Raw genomic sequence first — 18,648 nt, 5'->3', positions numbered from 1 at the left:
GACTTTTGGCACGCTGTTGAGTTCTCAAGGAACGGACGCTTCCTTCGTACTCACCCTCTCGGGCTTTCCTCCGGGCGCTTCCCTTCGGTGTTTCCAACCTTACCAGATCCTTTTCCCGTTCCGTTTCCCATCGGGAGCGGTTCGAGAATTCGAATCCGTGGCCGTTGGAGAGCCATTTGCCTTTCGGCTGCACCGACTTTATCAGAGACTCTGAGTCGGATTTACCGCTGCCCTTTCGGGTCCGCTCCGGGCACACACGTGCGCTCGGTCGCGTTCAGGCGGAGCCGTAAACGTACTGGAGGGGGCGCCCCGATGCAAATCGAGGCGCCCCCTTCTCAGTTGAGCTGCTCCGGCGGGGTCAGACCTCCACGACGACCGGGAGGATCATCGGGCGCCGACGGTAGGTGTCCGAGACCCACTTGCCCAGCGTGCGGCGGATGAGTTGCTGGAGCTGGTGGGGTTCGACGACGCCGTCCTGGGCCGAACGGTCCAAGGCGTCCTGGATCTTCGGGATCACGACGTCGAAGGCCGAGTCCTCGATTCCGGAACCGCGGGCGTGGATGTTCGGGCCGCCGGTGATCTTGCCGGTGGTGGAGTCGACCACCACGAAGACCGAAACGATGCCCTCGTCACCGAGGATGCGGCGGTCCTTCAGGTGCGTTTCCGTCACGTCACCGACCGAAAGCCCGTCGACGTACACATAACCGGCCTGGACCTTACCGACGATCTTCGCCTTGCCCTCGACCAGATCGACGGCGACGCCGTCCTCGGCAATCACGATCTGGTTCTGCGGGACTCCCGTCATGGCGGCGAGTTCCGCATTGGCCCGCAGATGGCGCCATTCGCCGTGAACCGGCATCACGTTCTTCGGCTTGCAGATGTTGTAGAAGTACAGCAGCTCGCCGGCCGAGGCGTGGCCCGAGACGTGCACCTTGGCGTTGCCCTTGTGGACGACATTGGCGCCCCAGCGGGTCAGGCCGTTGATGACCCGGTACACCGCGTTCTCGTTACCGGGGATCAGCGACGAGGCCAGGATGACGGTGTCGCCCTGGACGATCCGGATCTGGTGGTCCCGGTTGGCCATCCGGGACAGGGCCGCCATCGGCTCGCCCTGGGAACCCGTGCAGACCAGGACGACCTCGTGCTCCGGCAGGTCGTCGAGCGTCTTCACATCGACGACGAGTCCGGCCGGTACGCGCAGATAGCCGAGGTCACGGGCGATGCCCATGTTCCGGACCATCGAGCGGCCGACGAAGGCGACCTTGCGGCCGTTCTCGTAGGCGGCGTCGAGGATCTGCTGGATGCGGTGCACATGGCTGGCGAAGCTCGCCACGATGATGCGGCGGCGGGCGCTCGCGAAGACCTGCCGGATCACGTTCGAGATATCGCGCTCCGGCGGTACAAAGCCGGGGACCTCGGCATTCGTCGAGTCGCTGAGCAGGAGGTCGATGCCCTCCTCGCTGAGGCGCGCGAAGGTGTTCAGGTCGGTGAGGCGACCGTCGAGCGGGAGCTGGTCCATCTTGAAGTCGCCGGTGTGCACCACCATGCCGGCGGGGGTGCGGATCGCGACCGCGAGCGCGTCCGGGATGGAGTGCGTGACCGCGATGAACTCGCAGTCGAAGGCGCCGATGCGCTCCCGCTGCCCCTCCTTGACCTCAAGGGTGTACGGGCGGATGCGGTGCTCCTGGAGCTTCGCCTCGATGAACCCGAGGGTCAGCTTGGAGCCGATCAGCGGGATGTCGGGCTTCTCGCGGAGCAGATAGGGGACGGCACCGATGTGGTCCTCGTGCCCATGCGTGAGCACGATGCCCTCGATGTCGTCGAGGCGGTCCCGGATGCTGCTGAAGTCCGGCAGGATCAGGTCGATGCCGGGCTGCTCCTCCTCGGGGAAGAGCACGCCGCAGTCGACGATCAGCAGGCGGCCGCCGTACTCGAAGACGGTCATGTTGCGGCCGATCTCGCCGAGGCCGCCGAGCGGGGTGACGCGCAGGCCACCCTCGGGCAGCTTCGGCGGGGAGCCGAGCTCAGGATGCGGATGACTCAAAAGACTCTCCTACCCATGCGCGCCACGTACCAGAGGCACGTGGCGCGCATGTCATTCGTGCAGTGCAGTTGTCTCTGTCTGACGCTGTTCGGCGAGCCGGGCGCGCTGCGGCGCGATGCGTCGCCGTACTGCTTGTCGGGTGTATTCAGTTGTGAAGTCTGTGATCAGAGCTCTACCCCGCCCGCAGCAAGATCGATCTTGAGCTGATGCGTCTCCTCCGGCGAGAGCTCGACCAGCGGGAGGCGGAGCGGTCCGGCGGGCAGGCCCTGCAGGGCGAGGGCGGCCTTGGTGGTGATGACGCCCTGGGTGCGGAACATGCCGGTGAAGACCGGGAGCAGCTGCTGGTGGATCTCCGTCGCCTTCTGCACGTCGCCCGTGACGTGGGCATCGAGCAGGGCGCGCAGCTCGGGCGTCACCACATGGCCGACGACGGAGACGAAGCCGATCGCGCCGACGGAGAGGAGCGGCAGGTTGAGCATGTCGTCGCCGGAGTACCAGGCGAGGCCGCTGCGTGCGATGGCCCAGCTGGCGCGGCCGAGGTCGCCCTTGGCGTCCTTGTTGGCGACGATCCGGGGGTGCTCGGCGAGGGCGACGATGGTCTCGGTGTTGATCGGGACGCCGCTGCGACCGGGGATGTCGTAGAGCATGACCGGCAGCTCGGTGGCGTCGGCGATGGCCGTGAAGTGCCGGTACAGGCCTTCCTGCGGGGGCTTGTTGTAGTACGGCGTCACGGTCAGGAGGCCGTGCGCGCCGGCCTGCTGCGCCTGGCGGGCGAGCTCGATGCTGTGCCGGGTGTCGTTGGTGCCGCAGCCCGCGACCACATGCGCCCGGTCGCCGACGGCCTCCACGACGGCTCGTACGAGATCGGCTTTCTCCGCGTCGCTGGTGGTCGGGGACTCGCCGGTGGTGCCGTTGACGACGAGGCCGTCGTTGCCTGCGTCCACCAGGTGGGCGGCGAGCTGCTGCGCGCCGTCGAGGTCGAGTGCGCCGTCCGCCGTGAAGGGCGTGACCATGGCGGTGAGGACCCGCCCGAAGGGGGTCTGCGGAGTCGAGGTCGGAGCCATGGGTAACACGCTACTCGCTGCTCAGGCGGTGGTCCCCCCTCGGGGGCGGTGAGCTGGGTGAAACGGACGGAACCCGGCACTGCCTGCTCGGGGGTTCAAGCAGTACCGGGTCCGTTTGATCAGGCTAGATGAACTTCTACAAATGCTGCAATGCGGACACTTCGCTCGGCTGACCGTACATCTGTGCCCGCACTTCCGTGCCTGCTCGTGCCCGGGTGTGGTCCCGCTGTGCCCGGCTGTGCCCGTCTTCCCCAGTCCGTTTCTACGGGGCGATGCGGCCGTTCTTGTTGAACGCGGCGTAAGTCAGCGGCATGAGCTTGGCCCACTCCGCCTCCATCTTCTCGCCCACCATCTCGATCTCCCGCTGCGGGAAGGACGGCACCTTGGCGTCCTCGTGCTGGGTGCGCAGGCCGAGGAAGTGCATCAGGGAGCGGGCGTTGCACGTCGCGTACATCGAGGAGAAGAGGCCGACCGGCAGGACCGCGCGAGCCACCTCGCGGGCGACGCCTGCGGCCAGCATCTCCTGATACGCCTCGTACGCCGTGCGGTACGCGTCCTCCATGGCGCGGCCGGTGAGTTCGTGCTGCGCCTGCGTGCCCTCGACGAACTCGTACTTGCCCGGGCGGCCCTCCTGGACGAGCTTGCGGGACTCCCCCGGAACGTAGAAGACCGGCTCCAGCTGGCGGTAGCGGCCCGACTCCTCGTTGTACGACCAGCCCACGCGGTGCCGCATGAACTCGCGGAAGACGAAGATCGGGGCGCTGATGAAGAACGTCATCGAGTTGTGCTCGAAGGGGCTGCCGTGCCGGTCCCGCATCAGGAAGTTGATCAGGCCCTTGGAGCGCTCCGGGTCCTTGGAAAGCTCGTCCAGGGACTGCTCGCCGAGGGTGGAGACGCGGGCGGCGAACAGGACGTCCGAGTCGCTCGCGGTGTGCTTCACCAACTCGACGGTCACATCGCTGCGGAAGCTCGGCTTCTGATCTGCTGCGGGGGTCTCGCTCACCGGCGGGGTCCTTCCAAATTGCACTCGCTCAGGGCGGTGCCCACTCTACGGCGCGGCACTGACAGTCGGCCGATCGGCGGTGCTCTGCTGCGTTCTCGACCTGCTTCGGGGAATTTTCCCGAATCAGGGCACCAATGTGCCCCTTTGAACGTCTGTCTTGGTAGCAGCGATTCAGTTCGAGACCCGCGGGTTTCTTGAGAGCGAAGAGGAGAGCCCCCCTCCATGTTCCGTCGGCGCGAGCCCGTTCCGTTCGCCTTCATAGCCGAAGCCGACAAGTACCGCAGCAACGTCACGCCCCCGCCCCGTCAACGGGCCACGACCGGCCAGATACTCGGCCACACCCTGGTCGGCCTCACCGTGGTCGCCGGACTCGTCGGCTCCCTGCTGTTCGGGCTGCCCGCCCTGTCGCCCGATCAGTCACCGGGCAAGACCCAGCAGTCCGAGGCGTCCGACGGGCGCTGACGCCCGCCGTCGGCGTCGGCGACGCGCGGCAACCCCCTTGGCCCCCCGGGGTGGTCGCTCGCTGCGTGCCTCGATAGCCTCACCGGGCACAGCCCAATTGAGCGTGTTTGAGTGAGGTCCAAGTCGTGCCCCTGCCCTTTTTGACGGCCGACCGCGCGTTCGGTGGATCCGATGACACGGCCGACGCCGCACTGCCGTACGACGACCGTGACCAGTGGCGACGCCCCTACCGGCCCGGCCCGTGGCGGGTCGGTGTCGCGGCCCTGCTTCTGCTGCTCGCCGCGTACGTCCTCCTCGCCGCCGTGATCATCGCCTTCGCGGGCGCGCTGCCCGGCGCGCTGGCCTGCGGCCTCGGCGCCGTCCTGGTCATCGCGGTCGCGCTCCGGCTCCTGCGCATCGGGACCTGGGTGAGCGCGCGCGGGCTGCGGCACGTGAGCTTCTTCAAGACGTGCACGGTGCCGTGGGCGCAGGTCACGGCCGTCCGCACGACTCAGCAGCCGGTGCGCTGGCTCGGGCTGCCGCGCACCGTGCAGGGGCAGGCGCTGCTGCTCGTACGAGAAGGTGGGGAGCCGCTGCCCGCGCCGCTGTTCACCGACCACAACGCCGACTTCCTGGCCCGCGGCGAGGCCTTCGACCGGGCCGCGGACACGATCGAGGCATGGGCGTACGAGTACGGGCGGGCCGCGTAAAGCCTGTCCTACTCGCCGGACGGGCTTGATGTGGCCCGCAGCGCGATCGCGCGCTGCATCGCCTTGCGGGCCCGCGGGGTATCGCGGGCGTCGTGGTAGGCGACCGCGAGGCGGAACCAGGTGCGCCAGTCGTCCGGTGCGTCCTCGGTCTCCGCGCGGCGCTTGGCGAACACCTCGTCCGCGGAGTCGCGGTCGATCCGCCCGCTCGGGGTGCGCTTCAGCTCGTCGACCGGCAGACCGCCCTCCGCCTCCAACTCGGCGGCCAGGGCTCCTGCCTTACGGGCGAACTGGGTCGTCTGCCAAAGGAACCACACACCGATCAGCGGAAGGACGAGCACCGCGGCACCGAACGTGACGGTGACCGCCGTGCCTTCCCGTATCAGGAGCACGCCCCGGCTGCCGACCAGGACGAAGTAGACGACGAGGGCGGCAGCCAGGGCGAAGTACGTGACCTTTGCGCGCATGGCGATCAGTTGCCACCCAGGTCGAGGAAGTGCTCCAGGCCGAAGGTGAGGCCGGGGGTGTCCACGACGCGACGCACGCCGAGCAGGATGCCCGGCATGAAGCTCTTGTGGTGCAGGGAGTCGTGGCGAATAGTCAGCGTCTCGCCCTCGCCGCCGAGCAGCACCTCCTGGTGGGCCAGGAGGCCGCGCAGGCGCACCGAGTGCACCGGCACCCCGTCGACGTCCGCGCCGCGGGCGCCGTCCAGGGCGGTGCTGGTGGCGTCGGGCTGCGGGGCGCTGCCCGCCTTCTCGCGGGCGGCCGCGATGAGTTGGGCGGTGCGGTGGGCGGTGCCCGAGGGGGCGTCCGCCTTGTTGGGGTGGTGCAGCTCGATGACCTCGACGGACTCGAAGAAGCGGGCCGCCTGCTGTGCGAACTGCATGGTGAGGACCGCGCCGATGGAGAAGTTCGGGGCCACCAGGACGCCGGTGGACGGGGATGCCGCCAGCCAGCCGCGGAGCCGCTCGAGGCGCTCGTCGGTCCAGCCCGTCGTACCAACGACGCCGTGGATGCCGTTCGCCACGCAGTACTGGAGGTTGCCCATCACCGCGTCGGGGTGGGTCAGGTCGACGGCGACCTGTGCACCCGCCTCGGCGAGCGCCTCGATCTTGTCGTCGCGGTCGAGGGCGGCGACCAGTTCCAGATCGTCGGCGGCCTCGACGGACCGGGCCGCCTCGGAGCCGATCCGGCCCTTGGCGCCGAGGACCGCCACGCGCAGCTTGCTCATGTCCTTGCTTCCTTACGGGGGTTGAGGGCGGGGCAGCCGTCAGGCGACTGCTTCGTGGAGCCGGGACGCCTGCTTGTCCTTCAGCGGACCGATCACCGAGAGCGACGGGCGGCGTCCCAGGATGTCGCGCGCCACCTCACGGACCTCGTCGGGGGTGACGGCGGATATGCGGGCCAGCATGTCGTCGACGGACATGTGCTCGCCCCAGCACAGCTCGCTCTTGCCGATGCGGTTCATGAGCGCGCCGGTGTCCTCCAGACCGAGGACGGTGGAGCCGGCGAGCTGGCCGATGGCGCGGCCGATCTCGTCGTCGGACAGGCTGTGCGCCGCCACGTGCTCCAGTTCGTCCCGGCAGATCTTCAGTACGTCGTGCACCTGGTTCGGACGGCAGCCCGCGTAGACGCCGAAGAGGCCGCAGTCGGCGTACGACGAGGTGTACGAGAAGACGCTGTAGGCGAGGCCGCGCTTTTCGCGTACCTCCTGGAACAGGCGCGAGGACATGCCGCCGCCGAGCGCGGTGTTCAGCACGCTCAGGGCCCAGCGGCGGTCGTCCGTGCGGGCCAGGCCGGGCATGCCGAGCACGACGTGGGCCTGCTCCGAACGGCGGTCGACGAAGTCCAGGTTCCCGGCGGCGCGGATGGTGCGGTGGCCGTCGCGCGGGGCCATCGGCTCGGCCGCGAGGTCCTTCAGGGCACCCGCCTTCTCGAAGGCGGCGCGGACCTGGCGTACGACCTTCGCGTGGTCGACGTTGCCCGCGGCCGCGACGACGAGGTGCCGCGGGTCGTAGTGCTTCTTGTAGAAGCGCCGGATACGGGACGCGTCCAGGGCGTTGACGGTGTCGACGGTGCCCAGGACCGGGCGGCCGAGGGGGGTGCCGCCGAGCATGGTGTGCGCGAACAGGTCGTGCACGCAGTCGCCCGGGTCGTCCTCGGTCATCGCGATCTCTTCGAGGATCACGCCGCGCTCGGCGTCGACGTCCTCCTGCTCGATCAGCGAGCCGGTGAGCATGTCGCACACGACGTCGATGGCGAGCGGCAGGTCGTTGTCGAGCACGCGCGCGTAGTAGCAGGTGAACTCCTTCGCCGTGAAGGCGTTCATCTCGCCGCCGACCGCGTCGATGGCGGCGGAGATGTCCAGGGCGGTCCGCTTCTCGGTGCCCTTGAAGAGGAGATGTTCCAGGTAGTGCGTGGCGCCATTGAGGCTCGGGGTCTCGTCGCGGGAGCCGACGTGTGCCCAGATGCCGAAGGTCGCCGAACGGACCGAGGGCAGGGTCTCGGTGACCACGCGCAGGCCGCCCGGAAGGACGGTGCGGCGGACGGTGCCGATGCCGTCCTTGCCCTTGAGCAGGGTTTGCGTACGGGCGACGGCCCGCACCTGCGCGGAGGTGCGGGCCGTCGCCTTGGTGCTACGGGACGTCACTTGGCGGCGTCGTCCTTCGGCTCCTCGTCAGCGCTCTCTTCGCCCTCGATCACGGGGATCAGGGAGAGCTTGCCGCGGGAGTCGATCTCGGCGATCTCGACCTGGACCTTCTGGCCCACGCCGAGCACGTCCTCGACGTTCTCCACGCGCTTGCCGCCGGCGAGCTTGCGGATCTGCGAGATGTGCAGCAGACCGTCCTTGCCCGGGAGCAGCGAGACGAACGCGCCGAACGTCGTCGTCTTCACGACGGTGCCCAGGTAGCGCTCGCCGACCTCCGGCATGGTCGGGTTGGCGATGCCGTTGATCGTGGCGCGGGCGGCCTCGGCGGCCGGGCCGTCGGCGGCACCGATGTAGATCGTGCCGTCGTCCTCGATCGTGATGTCGGCGCCGGTGTCCTCCTGGATCTGGTTGATCATCTTGCCCTTGGGGCCGATGACCTCGCCGATCTTGTCGACCGGGATCTTCACGGTGATGATCCGCGGCGCGTTCGGGGACATCTCGTCCGGGACCTCGATGGCCTCGGTCATGACGTCGAGGATGTGCAGGCGGGCGTCGCGGGCCTGCTTGAGGGCCGCGGCCAGGACGGAGGCCGGGATGCCGTCCAGCTTGGTGTCGAGCTGGAGGGCGGTCACGAACTCCTTCGTACCGGCGACCTTGAAGTCCATGTCACCGAAGGCGTCCTCCGCACCGAGGATGTCGGTGAGGGTGACGTAGTGCGTCTCGCCGTCGATCTCCTTGGAGATCAGGCCCATGGCGATACCGGCGACCGGGGCCTTCAGCGGCACACCGGCGTTCAGGAGCGACATGGTGGAGGCGCAGACCGAGCCCATGGACGTCGAGCCGTTGGACCCGAGGGCCTCGGAGACCTGACGGATCGCGTACGGGAACTCCTCGCGGGTCGGCAGGACCGGCATCAGGGCGCGCTCGGCGAGGGCGCCGTGGCCGATCTCGCGGCGCTTCGGGGAGCCGACGCGGCCGGTCTCGCCGGTGGAGTACGGCGGGAAGATGTAGTTGTGCATGTAGCGCTTGCGCGTCACCGGGTTGAGGGTGTCGAGCAGCTGCTCCATGCGGAGCATGTTCAGCGTGGTGACGCCCATGATCTGGGTCTCGCCGCGCTCGAACAGGGCGGAGCCGTGCACCCGCGGGATGACCTCGACCTCGGCGGCGAGCGTACGGATGTCCGTGACGCCGCGGCCGTCGATGCGGACCTTCTCCTTGATGACGCGCTCGCGCACGAGCTCCTTGGTGAGCGCGCGGTAGGCGGCGGAGATCTCCTTCTCGCGGCCCTCGAACTGCGGGAGCAGCTTCTCGGCGGCGAGGTCCTTGACGCGGTCGAGCTCGGCCTCGCGCTCCTGCTTGCCCACGATGGTGAGGGCCTGGGAGAGCTCCTCGCGGACGGCGGCGGTGAGCGCGTCCAGGACGTCGTCCTGGAAGTCGAGGAAGACCGGGAAGTCGGCGACCGGCTTGGCGGCCTTGGCGGCGAGCTCGGACTGGGCCTTGCAGAGCACCTTGATGAAGGGCTTGGCGGCCTCGAGGCCCGCGGCCACGACCTCCTCGGTCGGCGCCTGGGCACCGCCCTTGACCAGCTCGATGGTCTTCTCGGTGGCCTCGGCCTCGACCATCATGATCGCGACGTCGCCGTCCTCGAGGACGCGGCCGGCGACCACCATGTCGAAGACGGCGTCCTCGAGCTCGGTGTGGGTCGGGAACGCCACCCACTGGCCCTTGATGAGGGCGACGCGGGTGCCGCCGATCGGGCCCGAGAAGGGCAGGCCGGACAGCTGCGTGGAGCAGGAGGCGGCGTTGATGGCGACCACGTCGTAGAGGTGGTCGGGGTTGAGGGCCTGGATCGTCTCGACGATCTGCACCTCGTTCCGCAGGCCCTTCTTGAAGGTGGGGCGCAGCGGGCGGTCGATCAGGCGGCAGGTGAGGATCGCGTCCTCGGAGGGGCGGCCCTCCCGGCGGAAGAAGGAGCCGGGGATCTTGCCGATCGAGTACATGCGCTCTTCGACATCGACCGTGAGCGGGAAGAAGTCGAGCTGGTCCTTGGGGTGCTTCGACGCGGTCGTGGCCGAAAGGACCATGGTCTCGTCGTCGAGGTACACGACGGCGGAACCGGCGGCCTGCTTGGCCAGGCGGCCCGTCTCGAAGCGGATGGTGCGGGTACCGAAGGCGCCATTGTCGATGACGGCCTCGGCGTAGTGGGTCTCGTTCTCCACTAGCGGTTTCTCCATTACGTTGCGACGTTGCGTTGCGTCTTTTGTCCCGGCGCCCGTATGGCGGAGGGACGGGTGGAGAAGCGCGCCGTGTGAGCTTGCAGCTTGCCGGTCTTCGATCGAAGCACCCGGGGTGAAGTCCCGGGGGCCACTACCGAGGACCGGCGGCGGCGAGGGGCGCTTCTCCTCGTACGGTATTGCGTTGTGTGCCGCAGAACGGCACGGAGTGACGTGCGTCTCGTACGGCCTGGTGCGACCAGCCTACAAAGGGGCGGTGACACTGCGCACGTATAGCACGAAGGGAGCGGCCCCCTTCGAGTGGGAACCGCTCCCTTCCGGGCGTCTTATCGGGCGCCCGCCGCACCGCGGCGGATGCCGAGGCGCTCGACCAGCGCACGGAAGCGCTGGATGTCCTTCTTGGCCAGGTACTGCAGCAGGCGGCGGCGCTGGCCGACCAGGATGAGCAGACCACGACGGGAGTGGTGGTCGTGCTTGTGGGTCTTCAGGTGCTCGGTCAGGTCCGAGATGCGGCGCGAGAGCAGCGCGACCTGAACCTCGGGGGAGCCGGTGTCACCCTCCTTGGTGGCGAACTCGGCCATGATCTTCTTCTTCGTGGCGGTGTCGAGGGACACGCGAACTCCTCATGCGTCTTCTGAAGGCCACCGAGTGCCCCTGGTCTTGGTCTCAGGGGAGCTTCCGTTACTCGGGAGGCGGGGATCCGCTGGGCGCTGCCTCCAGAGAGCTGTCAAGAGCGTTCCGGGGGCGCGTACACAAACGGCCGCTACACAGAGTACCAGCCGGGGTCCGGGCCCCTGACCACAGAAGTACGGCCCGGGAACGCCGCAAGGGCCCGGCTGGTCCCGGGCCCTTGCGGTGTGCCGAACGGTGCTGTGCGGGGCAGTGGGTCAGATGCCGCCGCGGACCTTGGCGTAGACGTCGAGGACCGCCAGGCAGAGCGGCACCAGGGAGAGCAGGACCAGCGAGTCGGCCAGGTCGAGCATCCGGCCCCAGAACGGCGAGAGGCCCTTCTGCGGCACGATCAGAGCGATCGCGATCAGGAGCAGCGCACCGAACGCGACGCAGGCGCCGAGCCACAGGGTGCGCAGGTCGACCGGGCCGGAGTCGCCGGTGTAGAGGTCCTTCAGGATCTCCATGGGCGGGTTGATGGCCAGGCCGAGGACGAGCAGCGCGATGGTGACGACGCCGGACACCAGGAGGCAGTTGACCTGCGCGGTGTAGCGGAACAGGCGGGCCCGGAGCATCGCGGCGAGGCCGACGGCCAGGGCCACGAGCTGGGCCCAGCCGTTGCTGCTGAAGCCGAGGACGGCACCGCCGGAGCCGGCGATGACGATGGCGCAGCCGCCGACGAGGCCGAGCAGGAGCTCGTGGCCGCGGCTGGTCTGGGCGACGATGCGCTGTACGTCGACGGCCTCGACGTCGCCGTCCTGGCCCTCACGGCGGGCCCGGGCGAGGTCCTCCGGGGAGCGGAAGCCGATCGGCAGCTTGGCGAACCGGGCGGACCAGCCGGGCAGGAAGCCGACCACGGCGACCGCGACGACGGCGGTGCAGGCGGCGATCTCGCTCGGGGCGGCCTCGGTCAGTACGCCGCCGAAGGCGGCCAGGGTGCCGATCGCGGCGGCGAGGGCGGCGGCAACAAAAGGAGCGTCGCCCTGCGGGAGCAGCATGATCAGTACGACGGAGAAGAGCAGCACCACGACGCAGCCGACGAGGAACTGGAGCCGTCCCGGTCCCTCACCCGCGTCCTGCGGAAGCACGCCGGATCCGGCGATGAGCGCGTGCGGCAACGAGGCGATGCCCAGGGCGACGGCGGCGCCGCGGTCCTCGTACACCCGGGCGCGTACGCCCGCGAGGGCGGTCAGGGCGATCGCCATGAGACCGGCGACGATGCCCTGGAGGCCGTGCATGTCGTGGCGCAGCGGGTCGGCGAACCAGAGGACGAAGCCGAGCATGGTCAGGAGCAGGACGCCGGAGACCAGGCCCGCGATCCGCATGAGGTTGTCGTTCCAGCTGCGCTGGTCCTGCTTGACGGCGGCCGCGACCGCTTCCACGACGTCGTCGTGGACGGCCGGCGGCAGCGAGTCGGCGAAGGGGCGCAGGAGCAGCACCTCGCCGTCGCGGACGCGGTGCTCCAAGAGCGACCTGCTGGCGTCGAGGACGTCACCGTCCCGGCGCACCAGGTGGTAGCCGGCGAGCGCGCCGTCCGCCTGGGCCATGCCCGAGAGCCGGATGATCTCCGGATAGATGTCCTGGATGGGCAGGTCCTCTGGCAGCGCCACATCGATGCGACTGTCCGGCGCTGCGACGGTGACCCGGCAGAAACCCGTCGATGTGCCCGTGCTCACCTGATTGTTCCCCCTGTTGGACAAGGCATCTTGAACGTGTTCTCGAACGTCTTCCGCATTGCGCCAAGCGCCTGCGCACGCCGTGCTCGGGCCTTCGCTCCGGGACGTCTTTATGCCGCGCGTATAACGCGGAGCGCCACCCTACCGTCCACTTTCCGGGGGCCCGGTGTCGCCTCTTCATTTCTCACCGCACCCTTGCGCCTTCTCCACCGTCCTGACTGTCTGGCTGTCAGTGCTTGACAGTAGGATCGGCGCCTACGCGGACGGGTATGCCGTCGCCGCTCAACGGGGGGCGTCGGTGCAGAGACTGACCGGCTGGCTGTCGGCCGGGGGTTCCGGGGGACCGCGACGTGGTTCGCCAGTGTCACGGCCCCGGGAAGACACAGCAACCATGAAGGATGAGTGCATCGGTGAGCGTCGTCATCATCAAGCGGCAGCCGCGGATCCAGCCGCCTGCCGTCCCGGAGGGGGAGGTCAAGCTCGAGTCGCCGCCCGAAATTCCGCGGGAGGGCGATGACGGCATGCTGATGAACCTGCTGCCGATGTTCGGCATGCTGGGTTCCGTCGGCTTCTTCTTCATGCCGGGCCTGCCGCCGTACATGCGGGTTGTCGGCGGTCTGATGCTCGCTTCCACGCTCGCCATGGCCATCGCGCAGTTCGCCAAGTCCCGGCAGACCGGCGGCTCCGGTATGGCACAGGACCGGCGGGACTACTTCCGCTATCTGGAGCAGGTCCGCAAGGACGTCCACAAGACCGCCGAGACACAGCGCAACAGCCAGCTGTTCCAGCACCCGGACCCGGACCAGCTCTGGGCGCTGGCGGCGGACGGCAAGCGGCTGTGGGAACGGCGCCCGACCGACGCCGACTTCGCCTCCGTCCGCATCGGCCTCGGCAGCCAGCAGCTCGCCACCCCGCTCGTCGCCCCGGAGACCGCTCCCAAGGAGGAGTTGGAGCCGCTGACGGCGGCGGCCATGAAGGCGTTCCTCGACGCTCACGGCAGCATCGGAGACCTGCCGGTCTCCGTCTCGCTGCGCGCCTTCTACCACATCGCCCTCTGCGGTGACACGGACACGGTGTACGGCAACGCGCGCGCGGCGGTCGCCCAACTCGCCACGCTGCACTCCCCCGAGGACCTGTTGTTCGCGGTCGTGGCGCACCCGTCCGCCAACAAGGACTGGGACTGGATCAAGTGGCTGCCGCACGCGCAGCACCCCAAGGCCAAGGACGGCGCGGGCTCCGAGCGGCTGCTCTTCGACGACCTCGGTGAGCTGGAGGAGGCCCTTGAGGACCAGCTCGTAGACCGGCCTCGCTGGAACCGCGACGCGAACCCGGTCTACGACCAGCCGCACCTGATCGTCATCCTGGACGGCGGCACCGTCCCGCCGGACTCCGAACTCGCGGGCGCCGAGGGCCTGCAGGGCGTCACGTTCGTCGAGATCGCCCCGGGTGAGCTCGAGGACGAGCTGCGCGGCGGCCTCACTTCTTATGTGAAGCCGGACCGGCTTCAGCTGTTCGTCGGCCACGAGTCCGCGTACACCGGCAAGCCGGATGTGCTCAGCCACGCGCAGGCGGAAGCGCTCGCGCGCCAGCTGGCCCAGTTCCGGGTCGGCAGCGCCGAAGAGGGCGAACCACTCCTGTCCAACCTGGACTTCACCGACCTCATGGGCATCGGCGACGCCGGTTCCGTGGACGTCTCGCGTACCTGGCGGCCGCGCACCCTGCACGAGCGCCTGCGGGTGCCGATCGGTGTGGGCGAGAGCGGCGAGCCCGTCATGCTCGACCTCAAGGAAGCCTCTCAGGAAGGCATGGGCCCGCACGGTCTGTGCGTCGGCGCCACCGGTTCCGGTAAGTCGGAGCTCCTTCGTACGCTCGTGCTCGGCCTCGCGGTGACGCACTCCTCGGAGACGCTGAACTTCATCCTCGCGGACTTCAAGGGTGGTGCGACGTTCGCCGGTATGGCGGACATGCCGCACACCGCGGCCGTGATCACCAACCTCGCGGACGACCTCACCCTCGTCGACCGTATGCGGGACTCGATCACCGGTGAGATGCAGCGCCGCCAGGAGCTCCTTCGTACGGCGGGCAACTACGCCAACATCCACGACTACGAGAAGGCGCGCGCCGCCGGTGCCGCCCTCGAGCCGATGGCGTCCCTGGTGATGGTGCTCGACGAGTTCTCCGAACTCCTCACCGCCAAGCCCGACTTCATCGACATGTTCATCCAGATCGGCCGGATCGGCCGTTCTCTGGGTGTACACCTGCTGCTCGCCTCGCAGCGCCTCGAAGAGGGCAAGCTGCGCGGCCTCGACACCTACCTCTCGTACCGGATCGGTCTGCGGACGTTCTCCGCGGCCGAGTCTCGTACGGCGATCGGCGTGCCGGACGCCTACCACCTGCCGTCGGTGCCGGGTTCGGGCTACCTGCGGTACGACACGGACACGATGGTCCGCTTCAAGGCCGCCTATGTGTCGGGGCCGTACCGCGGCGAGGGTCCCACACGCGTGCAGCGCTCCACACAGCTGCGCCCCGCGCTGTTCACCGCGGAGAAGGTGGCCCTGCCGCCGCAGCCGGTGATCGAGGAGCCGGAGCCGGACGACCGGGTCGACGACGCGCTCGCCGACACCGTCCTTGACGTGATCGTCGGCAAGATGGTCAACCAGGGCCCGCCCGCCCACCAGGTGTGGCTGCCCCCGCTGGAGGAGGCGCCGTCCCTGGAGCAGCTGCTCCCGGCGCTCGCCGTCACCCCGGAGCGCGGTCTCACGGCGCCCGACTACACCGCGCTCGGCCGCCTCAATGTGCCGGTCGGCATGGTGGACAAGCCGTTCGAGCAGCGGCGTGACGTGCTGTACCGGGACTTCTCCGGCGGCGCCGGTCACGGTCTGATCGTGGGTGGCCCGCAGTCCGGCAAGTCCACGCTCCTTCGCAGCCTGATCGGATCCTTCGCGCTCACGCACACGCCCAGCGAAGTGCAGTTCTACTGCCTGGACTTCGGTGGCGGTGGCCTCATCGCGATGGAACAGCTGGCGCACGTCGGTGGCGTCGCCAACCGTCTGGACGCCGAGAAGGTCCGCCGTACGGTCAGCGAGGTCGAGCAGATCCTCAACACGCGCGAGGAGTACTTCCGCGCGAACAACATCGACTCGATCAACACCTACCGCCAGCGGCGGAACGCGGGCCAGCTGCCCGACCAGCCCTGGGGCGACGTCTTCCTGGTCGTCGACGGCTGGGGCACCTTCAAGACGGACTACGAGGCGCTCGAGGCGTCCATCACCGACATGGCGATGCGCGGTCTCGGCTTCGGTGTGCACATCATCCTGACCGCGAGCCGGTACACCGAAGTGCGGCCCGCGCTCAAGGACATGCTGCAGAACCGCATCGAGCTGCGCCTCGGTGACCCGACGGAGTCCGAGGTCGACCGCAAGGTCGCGCAGAACGTCCCGGCGGCGGTCCCCGGCCGCGGACTGACCCAGGACAAGCTGCACTTCATGACCGCGTTGCCGCGGGTCGACGGCTCCTCCTCGGACGAGGACCTGTCCGAGGCCACCGCGGTCCTCATCCAGGGCGTCAACGAGAACTGGCAGGGCAACCCGGCCCCCGCGGTGCGTCTCCTTCCCCGCCTCCTGGAGGCCGACCGGCTGCCCAAGGGCTTCGAGGTGCCGGACCGCGGTGTCGCCTTCGGTATCGACGAGACCGCGCTCGCCCCGGTCTTCGTGGACTTCGAGACCGACCCGCACTTCGTCATCTTCGGTGAGAGCGAGTCCGGCAAGTCGGCGCTCATCCGGCTGCTCATCAAGCAGATCACCGAGCGGTACACGCCGGAGCAGGCGAAGATCGTCATGGGTGACTACCGCCGCGCCCACCTGGAGGGCGTCCCGGAGTCGCACCTGTCGCGCTACTGCGCCGCGGCGCCCGCACTCCAGGAGACCATGGAGGGCCTGGCCGGTTCGCTCAGCCGCCGGATGCCGGGGCCGGACGTCACGCCCGAGCAGCTGCGCAACCGCAGCTGGTACAGCAGCCCGGACGCGTTCGTCATCATCGACGACTACGACCTGGTGGCCACGGGCATGAACCCGCTCAGCCCGCTCCAGGAGTACCTGCCGTTCGCCCGCGACGTCGGCCTGCGCCTGATCATCGCGCGCCAGTCCGGTGGCGCGAGCCGCTCCCTGTACGAGCCGGTGATGCAGCGCATCCGTGAACTCGGCGCGCAGGGCGTGGTGCTCTCCGGCGACCGCAGCGAGGGACAGCTCCTGGGCAACATCACGCCGACCCAACTGCCGCCGGGCCGTGGCCAGTTCCACACCCGCCGCCGGGGCGGTCAGATGATCCAGACGGGGTGGCTGCCGCCGCGCTTCTGAGGTTCGCCGTACGTCGTCGAAGGGGCGGCACCCGTGTGGGTGCCGCCCCTTTCGGCGTACCGGCGTCGGCCGGGCTCAGAACAGCCCGTGCCACATCTGGTCGACCACCGTGGCCCACCAGTTGTCCTTCTCCAGGGCGCGGCCGTCGATCGCCGTCAGGCGCTCCTGGAAGGCGGCGACGGCGGCGCCCGCCTGGTACGGGTCCATGCCCACCATGCCGTTGCGGGTGGCGACGAGCAGGGCGAGGGACCGTACGAACGCGGCGACCGAGGTGTTCACCAGGCGCCCCGAGCCCGACTTGGGGCTCGCCGCCCACACCAGACCCTGCCAGTCCGCCGGGCCCGCGCACTGCACGGTGATCTCGGCCCAGCCGTCGGTGCCGATCCGTACGTGCCCGGCGAGCGTGGCCAGTTGGGCCTCGGGGATCTCGGCGCCGATGTGCCGCAGATGGCTCGCCGCGTCCATCACCGGATGGCCGGGCCGGGCCGCACCGAAGAAGAACGGCACGTCGGCGGGGAGCCCGGCGACAATGAGTGTCTGCCGGGCGGCCTCGGGCAGCGGGAGCGCGGCGAGTTCCTCGGGGGCGAACCGCCGTACGCCATTGGCTTCTTCGAGAAGCTTGTCGAGGTGACGGCCGAGGTCGGCGTCGGCGACCGGCCGGGCCGGTGCCACCCGCTCGGGGACCGGTATCCGGTGCATGCGCGGCGGCGGCTCCTGCCCGGCGACGCGGTGCATCAACTCGACGTGGTCGATGAGGGCGTGGATGCCCTCCTCACGCTCGTGCTCGAACATGCCGTACTTCTGTGTACACGAGAATTGCGCGCTCGGCAGCATGCCGCCGACCACCAACTCCCCGGTGTAGCCGCCGGGCAGCAGGCTGGGACGCAGGTCCGTGTGCACGGCGACCACGTTCCGCTCGGGGACCCCCATCCGCCGCAGTTCCCCGAAGCACTGGATCTCGGCGTGCGGCAGCCCCGGGGACGAGGTGCGGAACAGTGAGGTCTCCTCACCGTTTTTCGGGTCCACATAAGTAAAGACGGCCGTCTGGCCGGGGCCTGTGGCGGGGGGTATGCCGTACGGGGCCTGATGCAGGGTCTGATGCGGGGCGCTGATCACGGAGGGTTCCTTCAGAGGGCGCGTAAGACAGCTGTAAGGCTTTGGTGTCGATACCGGCTCCCGACCCTAATCGACCTGTGCTGCCGCCCTGTTGGGGGCGCTACGCTGCTCTTCCGTAGCCAATCGCGAGTCATGGGGGACCAGTTATGTCGATGGGGGACGGACTGCGCGCCGATGCCAAAGTGCTCGAGACCGAGGGCCTGCACATGTTCGAGGTCGGGCAGGACTGGGCCAAGGCGGTGAACGACCTGAAGGCCACCCTCACCGCCCTGGAGAAAAGCGATACTCCCCCATGGGGCGACGACGAGTTGGGCGAGTACTTCGGCGTGGCCTACGAGGGTCTGCGTGACGGCATGTACGAGTCCATGGGCAGCCTCGCCGAGCGGCTCGCCGGGATGGGCATCGCCTTCGGCGAGATGGGCGTACGCCACAAGAAGGGCGAACTGGCCCAGTACGAGGCGTACCAGGCGGCCACGTCGGAGTACGACGGGCAGGTAGGCGCCGAGGTCAAGTCGATGAAGTCCGTCTGACGCAGTCCGCCTGACCCAGTTCGTGTGAAGCAGGCCGCCTGAAGCGGTCCGCCACGTAGACCGTCCAACGGCCGCCCAGCAGCCGCTTATTCGTCGAAATCCTGCAGCACTCCTGTGACATCCCGCCCATGTGGGCCCGGGATCGACGTCATAGGCTCA

General features: G+C 69.0%; 14 protein-coding genes. 4 read left to right on the top strand and 10 right to left on the bottom strand.

What is annotated here, in order from left to right; all coding sequences use genetic code 11:
* Positions 1-358: 358 nt before the first annotated feature.
* The 3 genes from ACWD10_RS13935 to thyX form a co-directional block, all read right to left on the bottom strand.
* Positions 359-2,044 (bottom strand): ribonuclease J, encoded by a 1,686-nt coding sequence (locus ACWD10_RS13935; protein ID WP_451090394.1) that lies wholly within the window; start codon positions 2,042-2,044, stop codon positions 359-361.
* 164 nt (positions 2,045-2,208) lie between these two features.
* Positions 2,209-3,108: a 4-hydroxy-tetrahydrodipicolinate synthase gene (gene dapA / locus ACWD10_RS13930; protein ID WP_451090392.1), complete on the bottom strand. Its 900-nt coding sequence runs from the start codon at positions 3,106-3,108 to the stop codon at positions 2,209-2,211.
* Between the two features lie 262 nt (positions 3,109-3,370).
* Positions 3,371-4,111, bottom strand: coding sequence for an FAD-dependent thymidylate synthase (gene thyX, locus ACWD10_RS13925; RefSeq protein ID WP_451090390.1), 741 nt, complete (start codon positions 4,109-4,111; stop codon positions 3,371-3,373).
* 222 nt (positions 4,112-4,333) lie between these two features.
* Here thyX and ACWD10_RS13920 point away from each other — a divergent pair, with 222 nt between their 5' ends.
* Both ACWD10_RS13920 and ACWD10_RS13915 read left to right on the top strand, forming a co-directional pair.
* Positions 4,334-4,573, top strand: a complete 240-nt coding sequence (locus ACWD10_RS13920; protein WP_451090388.1) for a hypothetical protein — start codon at positions 4,334-4,336, stop codon at positions 4,571-4,573.
* A 125-nt stretch (positions 4,574-4,698) separates the two neighbouring features.
* Positions 4,699-5,262, top strand: a complete 564-nt coding sequence (locus tag ACWD10_RS13915; RefSeq protein WP_451090386.1) for a hypothetical protein — start codon at positions 4,699-4,701, stop codon at positions 5,260-5,262.
* A gap of 8 nt (positions 5,263-5,270) precedes the next feature.
* Here ACWD10_RS13915 and ACWD10_RS13910 read toward each other — a convergent pair whose 3' ends face one another.
* The 6 genes from ACWD10_RS13910 to eccD all read right to left on the bottom strand — a co-directional run bounded on the left by ACWD10_RS13910 (position 5,271) and on the right by eccD (position 12,488).
* Positions 5,271-5,726, bottom strand: coding sequence for a hypothetical protein (locus ACWD10_RS13910; protein WP_451090384.1), 456 nt, complete (start codon positions 5,724-5,726; stop codon positions 5,271-5,273).
* A gap of 5 nt (positions 5,727-5,731) precedes the next feature.
* Positions 5,732-6,490 (bottom strand): 4-hydroxy-tetrahydrodipicolinate reductase, encoded by a 759-nt coding sequence (gene dapB, locus ACWD10_RS13905; protein WP_451090382.1) that lies wholly within the window; start codon positions 6,488-6,490, stop codon positions 5,732-5,734.
* A gap of 39 nt (positions 6,491-6,529) precedes the next feature.
* Positions 6,530-7,909 carry a M16 family metallopeptidase gene (locus ACWD10_RS13900; protein ID WP_451090380.1) on the bottom strand — a complete coding sequence of 460 codons (1,380 nt, stop codon included), beginning with the start codon at positions 7,907-7,909 and terminating at the stop codon, positions 6,530-6,532.
* Positions 7,906-10,128: a polyribonucleotide nucleotidyltransferase gene (locus tag ACWD10_RS13895; RefSeq protein WP_451090378.1), complete on the bottom strand. Its 2,223-nt coding sequence runs from the start codon at positions 10,126-10,128 to the stop codon at positions 7,906-7,908. Before ACWD10_RS13895 ends, ACWD10_RS13900 begins: the two co-directional genes overlap by 4 nt.
* Before the next feature lie 341 nt (positions 10,129-10,469).
* Positions 10,470-10,757: a 30S ribosomal protein S15 gene (gene rpsO, locus ACWD10_RS13890; protein ID WP_451090376.1), complete on the bottom strand. Its 288-nt coding sequence runs from the start codon at positions 10,755-10,757 to the stop codon at positions 10,470-10,472.
* Positions 10,758-11,030: 273 nt separating this feature from the next.
* The gene (gene eccD, locus ACWD10_RS13885) at positions 11,031-12,488 is read right to left on the bottom strand and encodes a type VII secretion integral membrane protein EccD (protein WP_451090374.1); all 1,458 of its coding nucleotides are present in this window, start codon (positions 12,486-12,488) and stop codon (positions 11,031-11,033) included.
* Between the two features lie 410 nt (positions 12,489-12,898).
* On the opposite strand from eccD, the gene eccCa reads away from it, so the two are divergent.
* Complete coding sequence (gene eccCa / locus ACWD10_RS13880; protein WP_451090372.1) at positions 12,899-16,843, top strand: type VII secretion protein EccCa; 3,945 nt, start codon at positions 12,899-12,901, stop codon at positions 16,841-16,843.
* Positions 16,844-16,918: 75 nt separating this feature from the next.
* Here eccCa and ACWD10_RS13875 read toward each other — a convergent pair whose 3' ends face one another.
* Positions 16,919-17,959 carry an SUKH-4 family immunity protein gene (locus tag ACWD10_RS13875; protein ID WP_451090370.1) on the bottom strand — a complete coding sequence of 347 codons (1,041 nt, stop codon included), beginning with the start codon at positions 17,957-17,959 and terminating at the stop codon, positions 16,919-16,921.
* Between the two features lie 146 nt (positions 17,960-18,105).
* Between ACWD10_RS13875 and ACWD10_RS13870 the strand changes: the two genes are divergently transcribed.
* Positions 18,106-18,489, top strand: coding sequence for a hypothetical protein (locus ACWD10_RS13870; RefSeq protein ID WP_451090368.1), 384 nt, complete (start codon positions 18,106-18,108; stop codon positions 18,487-18,489).
* The last annotated feature ends 159 nt before the right edge of the window (positions 18,490-18,648 follow it).

Source organism: Streptomyces sp. NPDC002851 (assembly GCF_053591935.1).
This window is presented reverse-complemented; position numbering and strand designations above follow the sequence as displayed.